The following is a 12,897-nucleotide window of genomic DNA, read 5'->3' on the forward strand; positions in this document are numbered from 1 at the left end:
CGTTAGGGGCGGTGGTGACTCAATCGGCGTAACGGTAAATCGGATTGATTTGGGTGTTGTGGTCGAGCTTGATCAATTCGCTGATCAAACCGTCGTGCAAACCGTAAACCCAGCCGTGCAGCGACGGCTTATGGCCGTGTTTCCAGGCCGACTGAATAATCGAGGTATGGGCGAGCCGGTAAACCTGCTCGACGATGTTCAATTCGATCAAGCGATCCAGTTTTTTGTCCGGCGCGGTGAAATCCAGTTCCTCCTGGTGCAGCCGGTAGACGTCCTTGATGTGCATCAGCCATTTGTTGGCGATGACCAATCCGGCGCTTTGCGGTTGCAAGGCCGCCTTGACACCGCCGCAACCGTAATGGCCGCAGACGATGATGTGCTTGACCTTCAGCACGTCCACCGCGTATTGCAACACGCTCAGGCAATTGAAGTCGGTGGTGATGACCTGGTTGGCGATATTGCGATGGACGAAGATTTCGCCGGGCTGGGCGTTGACGATGGTATCGGCCGGTACCCGGCTGTCGGCGCAGCCTATCCACAAAAATTCGGGTTTTTGCTCCTTGGCCAGATTCTTGAAAAACTCCGGGTTCTTCGAAGAAACCTCCTGCGACCAGGCCTTGTTTTCCAACAGCAACTTCGCGGGTGTATGCATAAAACTCTTCCTTATCAGTGTCGGGTGGGAGATAGATGTTCGACCGGCGGCTTTGTTCAGTCGGTCACCCGAGCGGCGGAAAACCCTCGGCATTTAATATCGAATCAAAACTATATTCCAAGCTCTTCGCTTAATCAACCCGTAACCCGTTTTTTGTTCAAACGCGAAATCGGCTTAAATCGACCGGTCCGCCGCCGGCGCCTGAAAACCCGTGACGGGCGCGAGCCTTAGCGCCGGCGGATTCACCCGCGACAGCCATGCCGTCAGCGTGGCCTCCTGGCGGGACAACAGCCATTGCGGCGACAAACCGAGCGCCAGCACCAACAAGGCCGGGACGATCAACGCCGCCAACTCCCTGGCGCGTAAATCCCGCAATCCGGCCAATTCCGGCGCTTTTAGCGGCCCGAAAAAGCCTTTGCGGATGAAGTCCAGGGTATAGGCCGCGCCGAGCACGGCCCCCAGTAAAGCCACCAACGCCAGTACCGGATAGGCTTGCAGAATCCCGAAAATCATCAACAATTCGGCCGGAAAGCCGTTGCCGCCCGGCACGCCGATAGACGACAGCGCGAACAGGAAGAACAGCGCGGTCAAACGCGGCAACGGCTTGGCGAGGCCGACCAACTGCAACGCGTCGTTACTACCCAGGCGTTGTTGCAACATGCCGGCGATCAGCATCAAACTGGCGGCGACGCTGGCGAAATTCAACAACTGCATCAGCGCGCCTTGCAAACCCAGCAGGTTAAAACTGGCAATACCGAGGATCACCATGCCGACATGGCTGACCCCGGCATAGGCCAACAAACGGCGCAGATTGGTCTGCCTCAGCGCGACCAGCGCGCCGTAGATCAACGTCACCGCGCCGCCTATCGCCAACGGCCAGCGGTATTCGGACGCGGCGGCCGGCGCCAACGGAATCGCGAAACGCACGATGCCGTAAACCCCCAGCTTCAAACCGAGCAGCAAAGCGGCGATTTGCGGCGGCGCCTCCATCGCCACGGTCGGCAACCAGGTATGAAACGGCAGCAGCGGCGCCTTGACCGCGAAGCCCAGCAGCAGCAGGCCGAACACCACCGTCTGCGCCGAAGCCGGTAGAGGCGACCGGAGCAATTCCGGCAAGCCGAACACAAGTGACGCGCCTGGCTCGCCGGCGGTCGCCAGCAATATGAACGCAAACAGCAGCGGCACTCCGCCGAACAACATATACAAGGTGTATTTCATCGCCGCGTAACGCCGATGCGGACCCACGCCCCACAAGCCGATCAAAAAAAACAACGGCGGCAGGGTCAGTTCCCAAAACAAAAAAAACAACACGGTATCCAGCGCGGTAAACACGCCTATCGTCACGCTTTCCAAGGCCAGCAGCAGCGCCAGATAAAACCGGTTCAGGCGCTGTACCGCATTCCAGCCGGTCAGCAGGGCCGCCAAGGTCACCAGCGCGGTCATCGGCAGAAAACCGATCGAAATGCCGTCCACGCCCAGCAAAAATCGAGCGTTCAAGCCGGGTATCCAGGGATGGTCTTCGACCAGTTGGAAATCGCCGTCCTCGGGCCGAAATACCGCGAATGCCCACAAACAAAACAGCAGCTCCAACCCGGCCACCGCCAAGGCCCAACGCCGCGCCGACATCCGCCCGATCGGCACCGCCAACGGCAGCGCTCCCAACAGCGGCCAGAACAGACAAAGCGATAACAGCGGAAATCCGTTACTCATGATGCGGCGTATTTCTGTGGTGGCTATGGTGCGCGGGGTAGTGTTCGCCGATTTCGCTGGCTTCCTGATCGATGAATTTCAACCACGGCGTCGTGTAAAAGCCGGTGCCGATCAACAAGCCGCAAATCACGACGGCAATAATGCGTTCCTTGATCACCGGATGATGAATACTGCCGTAGGGCTGCACCCAACGCCGCGGGTGGGCGATGAACAGGCGTTGAAACGCCCACAGCAAAAATGCCGCGGCCAGCACGTTGCCGAGCAATATCGCGATCGCAATCAGCCAGCCATGCTCTTCTATCGTACCTTCGATCAACAAATGCGCGGCGTCGAAGCCGGGCGTGCCGGGCATCACCATCGTACTCAACGCCGAGATCATGAACAGCAGCGCCAGCGTGGTGTTGGTCTCGAACAATCCGCCCAGGCGGGGTAGAAACGAGGTCCGGGTGCGTTCGTAAATCAGGCCGATACTGAACAGCATGCCGGCGGTCGCCAAACCGTAGGCAACCGACAACAGAATGCTGCCTTCCAACGCGAAATCGTTGAACGAAAACACCCCGATCGCCAGCATGCCGGTATGGCTGATCACCGCGAAGGCCACCAGCCGACGCATGTTGATCTGCATCAGCGCCAACAACGCGCCGTAAAAAATCCCAATCAAGCCCAAGGTCAGTACGAAATGCGCCCATTGCTCGGCGGCGCCGGGTACCAGCGGCAGGATGAAGCGAATCAGCGCGTAAATGCCCAACTTGATGCCGTGCAGAAAGATCGCGGCGCTGGCGGCGGTACCGTGCTCGGCCAGCGGCGGCAGCCAGGCGTGAAACGGAAACAGCGGCATCCGCACCGCGAAACCGAACAGCAGCAGGATGAAAATCAAGGTCTCGTTGGGAATCGCCAAATCGTGATGCTTAAGCGCCAACCAATCGAAACTGAGCGGCATGCCATTCTGGGCTAGACCGCCGCTGAGCAGTACGAACCCAATAAGACTCATCGCCAATCCGGACAACCAGTATTGCAACACCGCCTTGACGACGCGGTTGCGTTGGCGACCGGTGCCGGCAAACACGGTCAGCAGCACCACCGGCACCAGTTCCAGCAAGCACCAAAACCAAAACTGCAAGGTATTCAACGCGCTGAACGCGCCGATCAGAATGCCCTGATAGGCCAGCAGGCAGGCGACGAACAAACGGTCGTCGCGGTGGCGGGTAATCAAGGTGTAGACCAAGGCCAACAAGCCCAGGATGGCCGCCAGCGGGATGAACAGCACGTTGGTGCCGTCCACGCCGGTACGGTAATGCAAACCCAGCCATTCGAAGCTCTCGGCCAAGTGAATGCCGGGGGCTTCGGCGTCGAACACCCACAGCATGTAAACGCTCAAGGCCACATTCAGCAACGCGCCGGCGAAGGCCAGGCGTAGCGCGTGCGGCGGCCGTGCCGCCATCACCGCCAACGCGGTCAGCAGCGGCAACAAGGTCAGAACGCTCAAGACCGGCAACGCGGCGGCGGCTTGCCAATAAACGATATCGGTTGTCATCGGTATCCCAGAGCCACCATCAACGTAATCAGAACGAACAGCGCCAAATAGCGCGGACTCAGCAGCAATTTCTCGAAGCGATTGGCGGCACGCCCCAAACGCCGGCCGAACCGAATACTGTCCCCGCCGATGCCGCGCAAGATGAAGCGATATTCGAACCAGCCCAACAGTGCCGCGCTCCATTGCGCCAGTTTACCGGCCAGACCGCTGCCGTAAGCGAAACTATCGCGGTCGCTGTCCAAGTTCGCGCCGAGCTTGCGCTCCTCCCATTGCGCCAGCGACGAAATCGCCCGCATCGCCGGCGCCGGCGCGCCCAGGGCCGGATCGATGACGTGCTCGTCCAGATACCTTAAATCCTCGGACAAGCGCCGCACCGGCTTGACGAACAGCCGATCCAGCGCCGGTTCCAACCAACCGCGCTGCAGCGACACCAAAAACGCCCAACGCCGCCGCGCCAGCCAGGCCGGCACCGGCGCGGTCGGCCGGCAGGCGGTGGCTTGCAGAATCGACGGCGCCGACAACAGCAAATAGCAGCGCACCACCGCATGGGCCAGCAAATGCCAGGACGCCAGCGTCCACCAGCCCAACCCACATTCGACGAACATCAAACCCAGCTGCACCGCCGCCGCGAAAATCTGCGAACTCTTGATGTCGGTCTGACTCAAGCCGACCCAATAGCCGTAGAGCGCGGTCAACGCGCCGAGCTCGGTCAACAGGGCCATCGCTTGCGAGGCCTGCTCGAACAAAGGCTGCAATTGAATCAGCAAAAACACCCCAGCGTGAGTCATCACCCCGCCGTAAAAAATCGCGCTGGACGGTGTTGGCCCTTCCATCGCCCGCCCCAGCCAGAACGTAAACGGAAATTGCGCCGACTTGACGCTGGCCGCCAGCGCGAAACAAGTCGCCAACAGTAACGCATCGCCTTTTTCCAAATCCGCCGCGCCGTCGTTGATCGTCCGCCAGTCGCAGCTTTCCAGCCAAACCAGACTCAAACCGATGGCCAGCACAAAACCGGCATCGCCGATCCGATTGGTAACGAATACCCGCAACGCATTAGAGGTCGCGATCGGCCTGTCGTAGGCATAGCCGATCAGCAAGTACGAACACAAGCCGGCCAGTTCCCAACCGACGAAAGTCAGCAAGGCATTGCCGGCCAACACCAGCAACAACATCGCAGCCGCGAACAAACTCAGTAGGAAAAAGAAGCGGTGAAAGCCGGCCTCGCGATGCATGTAATTGACCGAGAAACGCAGCGCCACCCACAGCAAAATACCGAACACCCCGGCCACGGCCAGGCGGAACCGGTCGCCGGCCAGTTCCAGACCGATACTGATCTTGCCCAGCCGCAGCCAGTCGCCGTAGGCCTGTGCGTCCAGCCCGGCCGGCCAAGCATTCCAGGCCAGCGCCAACACCAGCAGCGTCGCCGCGCCTATCCCCAGCAAAGCCAATCGAGCCGTGACTTTTTCGCCGGCATCGCCGCTCAGTGCGCCGCCGAACTGTAAAGCGCCGATCGCCAGCGCCGACAACAGCGGCAACAACGGTACCAAGGCCAACCAATACGCGCTCATCGCTCGACTCCCGCTTGCCGGATCAGCATCGGCGCCACCGGCTCGCTGGCGTCGCGGTAGCAATCCGGCGAATTTTCCCGGATCGGCAATTCGTCCGGCAACGGCTGCCACGGCACGAAGCCGTCGCCGCGCTCGAACACGAAAATCTCCCCGCTATCGGGGTCCTGGGCGCTCAGATGCACCCAGCCACCACCGATCAATTCCCGCAGACCGTCCTGCCGTTGGTAGATCTCGGTCAGTACGCCGATCTTGGCCTCGACGATGATTTGCAAGCGCATCGCCTCGTGAATTTCGATCATCTGCTTGGGCAAACCGGTGCGCAAATCGCTGCCGGCGCCCTCCATGACCGCGAAAAAGCCGGTCAGATTATGCGGCACCTTGGAACCGCAACCCAGCCGCTCGTTATTGACCGTGGAAAAGTAGTATTCCAAATTAATGCCGGCGCCGACCGGGCCGACCGCCAGCAAGATGCCTTCCAGAATTTGACCGCTCGGGTCCTGGGTCGGATCGTAGGAAATCAAGAACAAGCGCCGATCGAAAAACGCGCCCTGACTAGCCGCGCGCCGACCGACGTAGGCGGCCGCGTTGGTGGCGTGGCCCAATTCCGGCCGGGCTTGCGAAAAATCGGCGGCGCGGTTCAAAAAATGCCGCAACGCTTGGGCCGGTCTGGGTTGGCGCGGCGCCGACGCCAGCCTTCGGCAGCGTTCGTGGGCCGACATGCGTTGGGCATGGCGCAATTGCTCGTTCAGATTTAGCCAATCCGATCGGCGCTCGGCCGGCAAACCGTCCAGATCGTACCAAGCGATGTCTTCGTCGCAGGTATTGTGCTCGGCGCCGATGAAATAGGTATCGGGCGGAATGACGATGCCGCGTTCCGCCAACAGCAGCCGCACCTCGGCACGATTAGCCATCGCCGCGAACAAGCGGGCGTTCGGCCCGCCGTGCCGGCCGCTGCACGCACCGCAGTCGTAAGCGGCCAGATGCGGATTGTTGCGGCTCATCGAGCCGTGGCCCATCAACACCACCCATTCGGCAAAGCCGTAGGTCAGGCCGGTATTGCGCAAAAAACCGGCGACCCGCTCGGCTTGCTCAAGGTCGGTAAACCCCAGTCTCGGTTGCTCCGGCGTGGCCGGGGTCGGCTCGGTCGCGGAAAAATTCAGTCGAGTCTTCAGATCCGGCGCGACGATTTTGGCGGCGACGGCCAACAGATTTTGTTGAGTCCTAGGAAACAGGGTCTTGCCGACCAAGCCGGCCAGCGTCAACGGCGCCATCGCGTTAATTGCCGGATAAGCCAGCCAGGGATCGCGGCGCAAGCGGTGGTGTATAAAATCCGCAAGACCGCGCACGACTCCGCCGCCGGCCCTATGCCGGCTGGCCCTAAGCGGCGCGGTGCCCGGCGCGGCTTGTTCCTCGACATCGTGGGCTGGCACGACCACCACCGGACACAACGGCGTCTTGGCCGCATCGTCCAAGCCCCGGTAATTCATCGGCACCCCGAAAAATCCGGCCGCGCCCAAGGTCTCGACGTCCGGATTCAGTTCCTCCAGATGGCGGCGGAAGCCTTCCTCTCTATCGTCCATGCAAAACACGATTTGCGCGGCGGGACGGTGCTCGCGCCGCGCCCAGCGCCCGCGTCGCCGATTGGCGTGCAGTGCTTGCAACACCTGATCGCGGTAATGGCGTTCGTAGGCCCCCAACCAGACCCGGCGCCGGGCGCTGTCGTCGAACCCGTCGCTGGCGCTGAGCCAATGCAGCAACTGGGCCTTGCTTAACTGACCGATCTCGGCGGCATTCAGCCCCAAGGCGCGGCAAATCCGCCACAAGCGCCAACCGTGATCGTAAACCGCCAAACCGCCGCCCACCGCCGCCAGCGGGCTGCGTTGCCAAGTCCGAATCCGCTCCGCCAGCCCTTGCCAAGCCGACTTATCGCGGCCGCCGTCGGCAATCTGCGCCTGACAGGCTTGCACCAGATATTCCGGCAAGTCGCCGCCGAATAAGGCATCGCGCACGAAAAATTCGTAAACGTGCTTGCCGAAATAACCCGCCAATTTGTCGTAGCGGGCATCGCAGTGCCACAGAGTCCGACAATGGGTTTGCAGAAAGGCCCGATCCAAAATCAAGCGCAGGGCCAGGTAGTCAGCCAATTCTGGGCGAGCCGCGCCGTTCCGGTAGCCGGGATGGGTCTGCCGCCAGTTGATCAAGCCGGACCAACCCGGCAGTTCCAGAGACAAACGTTGCAGATACCCGGACCAGCGATCTTCCGGTATCGCCAGGGCTTGCAGTTGCTGAACGACCGCATCGGCGGCATCGTCCGGCAGGGCCGCGACTATATCGTCCCAATCGTCGAGATCGTGAAAAAAACCGCTAGGATCGAAATCCAAATTGCGCCGCCAGGCCCGATATAAACCCAATCCCTCGCGGTCGGGCAACTGCCAGGCCGCCAAACCTTCGTCCAGCCAAGAGGCGCACAGTCCGATTAATATCGGGCGCACCTGATCCAGCACATCGACACCGGTCAGCGCCGCCAGCAAACCGCGTAAGCTCAAGCCGTGACCGATCCGGGCAAAGCACTCGTCAACGACGCCAGCCGCCCGTTGCCGCAAATCGCCTTCGCCGCTCAGCCAATCTTCGGCCTGCTCGGCGCTCAAATCCAGCAAATCCTCGGCATGCAGTTGCGGTTCGCGCAATTCCAGAACCGCCAGCAGCGCCCGCCAAGCGGCAGCGGCTTCCGGCTCGGCCAATACGCCTAGTTCGCCAACCTGCCAGGACCATTGCGCCGAGGATATCGGAGTGATGTCTTCCAGTAGCGCCAAGCGGTACAACGCGCGGAGCGTGACCGGCCGGCCGCCGCTGCGAGCGATCACCGACTCGATGTCGTCGCCGAAATGGCGGGCGAGTTCGGCGTCCAATTCGGCGTCGGAAATCCGCCCTTGCCGGTAAAACTCGCGAAAGCGCTCGATCGGAAGATAACAATCGATACCGGTCAGTGCGGTGAATTCGGCCAAGGCCTGTTCGAACGGCAGATGTTGAAAGCCGTGCAGAGTATTGTGGTGGACGAAATCGTGGATCGGCGCCTGACCCGGCAACACATGGTCGAGATGGGCGATGGCGTCCAGAACGATTTGGCGCGGCTCCCGGCCGGCGGCGGTGGAGGCTGACATGGCTTAAATCCGGAAAACGGCAGGGCGGCGATCCACGCGGCCGGCCGGAGAGACTATCCAATTCACGGCAGGCGCTCTCCTATCACCGCCAACATTCTATCCACCGTGACGCTGGACAACTCTATCAGCGGCGCCGGCAGCAAACCCAACGCGACGATGCCGCCGACCAACACCCCGGACGCCAGCATTTCGACCGGCCGCAAATCGGCGATCTCGCGCATTTGCGGCTTGACCGGTCCGGTAAACAACAGGCCGACGGTGCGCATCGCGTAAGCGGCGCTGATCAGGATGCTCAGGCTGAAAAACACCATCAAGCCGCCCCATTGCCGGAAACCGCCGATCAGCGTGTGCAACTCGGCGACGAATCCGACCGAGCCCGGCAAGCCCATCGCCGCCAGCAAGGTCAGCGTCGTAAACACCGCGAAACGCGGCATGACCTGGACCAGCGAGCTGTAGTCGGGCAGGTGACGGGTATGGGTGCGTTCGTAGAGCAGTCCGACCAGCAGGAACAAGGCGCCGGCGATCAGGCCGTGCGCGGTCATCTGCAAAATCGCGCCGGTGAAACCGGTATGATTCAACGCCGCGATGCCCAGCAGCACCACGCCCATATGACTCAAGGACGAATAGGCCACCATCGCCTTGATGTCGGTCTGCCGCCAAGCCAGCAAGCCGCCGTACAGCATGCCGAACAAGGCCAGGAACAGCAACGCCGGCTGCAGCAATTGGGCGGCGACCGGCAGCATCACGCACGACCGGATCAGACCGTAGGCGCCCATCTTCAGCAGGATGCCGGACAGCAAAATGCTGATCGGACTGGGGGCTTCGACGTGCGCCAGCGGCAACCAGCCATGCAGAGGGAAAATCGGCATTTTGACGCCGAAGCCGATCAAGAAACCCAGCAAAACCAGAACTTGCTCGACCACCGGCATGGTTTGCGCCGCCTGACCCATTGCCGCCATCAGCGAACCCTGCTTTTCCAGGTCGTACTCGCTGATCGCCAGCAGACTAAGCAACATGAATACCGACCCGCCCATCGTGTACAACACGAAGTTGAGACTGGCCGCGTGGCGGCGCTTGCCGCCCCAACGATCGATCAGGAAGTAGAGCGGAATCAGCGTGACTTCCCAGAAAATGTAAAACAGCGCCCAATCCTGCGCCATGAACACGCCCAACATGCCGAATTCCAGCAGCAACACGCAGATGTGATAACCCTTGACGCCGTCGCTGACCGACACCGAAGCCAGCAACGCAATCGCGGTCAGCAAGGTGGCCAAGACCAGCATCGGCAGCGACAAACCGTCGATGCCGAGCGCGTAGGCGCTGCCGAGCTTGGGATTGAGCGGATAGAATTCGCCGAATTGCATCGCGCTGTCGCCGGCGTCGAAATCCAACAACAGCTTGCCGGCCAAGGCCAGCGCGCAAAGACTCACGAGGTTGCCGAGGATGCGGATCAGCCTGACACGGTCGCCGGAAACCGGTACCAACATCAGCGCCCCTAGCGCCGGGGTCCACAGCAACGCGCTTAAAATCGCCATTTCGAGGTGGTGGTTGAAGTCCAATTCCGGCCATTCTAAAGGCAGCCGGCCCGGCTTGACCAGCCTGAATTCGCGGCTTGGGCCGTTTTCCGGGCCGGCTCGGCGTCGGAATCGGCCGCTCGGTTTAAAAATCCGGCGGCTTCGTGTACTCTAGCCGGCTGGCGTCGCCCACGGGTGACGCTACTTTTTAACCCCGCGCAGGCCGCCACCGCGTCCTCGGTGTCCGCCTCAAACCACGATGCAAATTCACCTGATAGCAGTCGGCAACAAGATGCCGGACTGGGTACAGCAAGGTTATAATGAATACGCCAAACGCCTGCCGCGCGAATGCGAACTGGTCTTGCGGGAAATCGCGCCGGATAAGCGCAAAAGCGGCGACATTGCTCGTATCGCCCGCGACGAAGGCGAGCGGATGCTGGCGGCGTTGCCGCCCAGAGCTCACGTCGTGACCCTGGATATCCCCGGCAAACCCTGGGCCACCTCGGATTTGGCGCAAGCCCTGCAACGCTGGCTGGGCAACGGCCAACCGGTAGCGTTGATGGTAGGCGGCCCGGAGGGCCTGTCGGAGCGAGTCAAAAGCGTCGCCAAGGAATCCTGGAGCCTGTCGCCGTTGACCTTTCCCCACCCGCTGGTTCGCATCGTCGTGGCCGAACAAATCTACCGGGCCTGGAGTCTGCTCAACCACCATCCTTACCACCGCTGACCATGAGCCCACAAATCATTCTCGCCTCCGCCTCGCCGCGCCGTAGCGAATTGCTGAAGCAGATCGGCGTGCGCCACCGCGTCGTCTCGGTCGACATCGACGAAGCACCGCTGCCCCACGAAGCACCGGATGCTTATGTCGCCAGGGTCGCCGCCGAAAAATCCGAAGCCTGCCGACTTGTAGACCGTTCCGGCCTGCCGATTCTGGCGGCCGATACCAGCGTGATCCTGGACGGCCGCATCCTCGGCAAGCCCGCAGACTTGCAACACGCAATCGAGATGCTGAGCCGGCTGTCCGGCCGTACCCATCAGGTTTTCAGCGCGGTGTCGCTACGCGGCGACCGGCATTGGCAAGCCATCAGCGTCAGCGAGGTGCGTTTTCGACCGCTCAGCCACCAGGAAATCGTCGCCTATTGGCAAACCGGGGAACCATGCGATAAAGCCGGCGCCTATGCCATACAGGGCTTGGCCAGCACGTTTATCGAATCGATGGCCGGCAGTTTCTCCGGCGTGATGGGTTTGCCGCTATTCGAAACCGCCCAATTACTGGCCCAACAAGGCATTACCATCCTCCCATGAGCGAAGAAATTTTAATTAATGTGACGCCGCCGGAAACCCGAGTCGCGGTCATCGAAAACGGCGTCTTGCAGGAATTGATCATCGAGCGGCTGCGCCAGAAAGGCCTGGTCGGCAATATCTACAAGGGCGAAGTTTGTCGGGTACTACCGGGCATGCAGGCCGCCTTCGTCGACATCGGCCTGGAACGGGCGGCATTTTTGCATTTGTCGGATTTCAGCAGCCAGGAATTGGCCGAGAAGGCCTCGGAAAACATCGAACACTATCTGAAGGAAGGTCAGAAACTGGTGGTCCAGGTCACCAAGGACCCGATCGGCAACAAGGGCGCCCGGCTGACCACCGATATTTCGATACCGTCGCGCTACCAGGTTTATATGCCCTACGCGGGCAACTCCGGCGTGTCGCAACGCATCGAATGCGAAGCCGAACGTGGCCGTCTGCGCGCCTGTATCGAGTCCTATCAGCAAAAACACAGCGTGCCGGGCGGCTTTATCGCCCGCACCGCCGCAGAATGCGTCGAGGAAGCCATTCTGTATTCGGACATGACTTTTTTGCACAAGCTCTGGGAATCCATCCTGGAAAAAAGTCAAAAAGCTAAGGTCAAGACCCTGATCCACGAGGACTTGCCACTCAGCGTTCGCACCCTGCGCGATTTGTACAAGGAAGGCATCGAGAAAATCCGCGTCGATTCCAAGGAAACCTATCTGCGCATGGTCGAATTCGCCGAAACCTTCGTGCCGGAAGTGGTCACGGTCATCGAGCACTATTCCGGCGAGCGGCCGGTGTTCGACATTTACAATGTCGAGGACGAGATCAGCAAAGCATTGGATCGCAAGGTCAAACTCAAATCCGGCGGACATCTGGTATTCGACCAAACCGAATCGATGACGACGGTAGACGTGAATACCGGCGGCTACGTCGGCGGACGCAATCTGGAAGAAACCATCTTCAAGACCAATCTGGAGGCGGCGCAGACCATTTCCCGACAACTGCGCTTGCGCAATCTGGGCGGCATCATCATCATCGATTTCATCGACATGCAGAGCGACGAGCACAAAAAACAAGTGCTCCAGGCCCTACAGCGCAACCTCGACAAAGACCACGCCAAGACCAAAATCACCGAGGTCTCGGCACTGGGTCTGGTGGAAATGACCCGCAAGCGCACCCGCGAAAGCCTGGAACACATACTCTGCGAGCCTTGCTCCACTTGCGGCGGACGCGGTGTGCTGAAAACCGCCGAATCGATTTGTCTGGAAATCTTTCGCGAGATTATCCGAGTGGTGCGCCAATATTCGGTTCAGCAAATTCTGGTGTTGGCCTCCGAGCAGGTCGTCGAAATGTTGCTCGACGAAGAGGCGGACATGCTGGCCGAACTGGAAATGTTTCTGAAGGTGGCGATCAAGATTCGCGCCGAAGCCGAATACAATCAGGAACACTACGACGTGGTGCTGTTATAGGC

9 protein-coding genes are annotated in these 12,897 nt (G+C 60.6%); 3 read left to right on the top strand and 6 right to left on the bottom strand.

Features of this window, described 5'->3' with window-relative positions; genetic code table 11:
- Positions 1–19: 19 nt before the first annotated feature.
- The 6 genes from can to BJL95_RS21880 all read right to left on the bottom strand — a co-directional run bounded on the left by can (position 20) and on the right by BJL95_RS21880 (position 10,160).
- On the bottom strand, positions 20–652 hold the full coding sequence (gene can, locus BJL95_RS21855; RefSeq protein WP_064024003.1) for a carbonate dehydratase: 633 nt from the start codon (positions 650–652) through the stop codon (positions 20–22).
- Between the two features lie 174 nt (positions 653–826).
- Positions 827–2,362, bottom strand: a complete 1,536-nt coding sequence (locus tag BJL95_RS21860; protein ID WP_071160731.1) for a NuoM family protein — start codon at positions 2,360–2,362, stop codon at positions 827–829.
- Positions 2,355–3,896, bottom strand: coding sequence for a NuoM family protein (locus BJL95_RS21865; RefSeq protein ID WP_071160732.1), 1,542 nt, complete (start codon positions 3,894–3,896; stop codon positions 2,355–2,357). Before BJL95_RS21865 ends, BJL95_RS21860 begins: the two co-directional genes overlap by 8 nt.
- A complete protein-coding gene (locus BJL95_RS21870) occupies positions 3,893–5,464 on the bottom strand; it encodes a proton-conducting transporter membrane subunit (RefSeq protein ID WP_071160733.1) in 1,572 nt (523 codons plus the stop codon). The genes BJL95_RS21865 and BJL95_RS21870 overlap by 4 nt, the downstream gene beginning before the upstream one ends.
- A complete protein-coding gene (locus tag BJL95_RS21875; RefSeq protein WP_071160734.1) occupies positions 5,461–8,625 on the bottom strand; it encodes a DUF2309 domain-containing protein in 3,165 nt (1,054 codons plus the stop codon). The genes BJL95_RS21870 and BJL95_RS21875 overlap by 4 nt, the downstream gene beginning before the upstream one ends.
- A 62-nt stretch (positions 8,626–8,687) precedes the next feature.
- Entirely contained in the window at positions 8,688–10,160 is a 1,473-nt protein-coding gene (locus BJL95_RS21880; protein ID WP_071160735.1) for a NuoM family protein, read from the bottom strand.
- A gap of 238 nt (positions 10,161–10,398) precedes the next feature.
- On the opposite strand from BJL95_RS21880, the gene rlmH reads away from it, so the two are divergent.
- The 3 genes from rlmH to rng are packed head-to-tail and all read left to right on the top strand — an operon-like array spanning position 10,399 to position 12,895.
- A complete protein-coding gene (gene rlmH / locus BJL95_RS21885; protein ID WP_071160736.1) occupies positions 10,399–10,863 on the top strand; it encodes a 23S rRNA (pseudouridine(1915)-N(3))-methyltransferase RlmH in 465 nt (154 codons plus the stop codon).
- Positions 10,864–10,865: 2 nt separating this feature from the next.
- Entirely contained in the window at positions 10,866–11,441 is a 576-nt protein-coding gene (locus BJL95_RS21890; RefSeq protein WP_071160737.1) for a nucleoside triphosphate pyrophosphatase, read from the top strand.
- The gene (rng, locus tag BJL95_RS21895) at positions 11,438–12,895 is read left to right on the top strand and encodes a ribonuclease G (RefSeq protein WP_064028367.1); all 1,458 of its coding nucleotides are present in this window, start codon (positions 11,438–11,440) and stop codon (positions 12,893–12,895) included. Before BJL95_RS21890 ends, rng begins: the two co-directional genes overlap by 4 nt.
- Positions 12,896–12,897: the final 2 nt, after the last annotated feature.

The organism is Methylomonas sp. LWB, assembly GCF_001856095.1.
In the GTDB taxonomy this organism is placed as follows: domain Bacteria; phylum Pseudomonadota; class Gammaproteobacteria; order Methylococcales; family Methylomonadaceae; genus Methylomonas; species Methylomonas koyamae_A.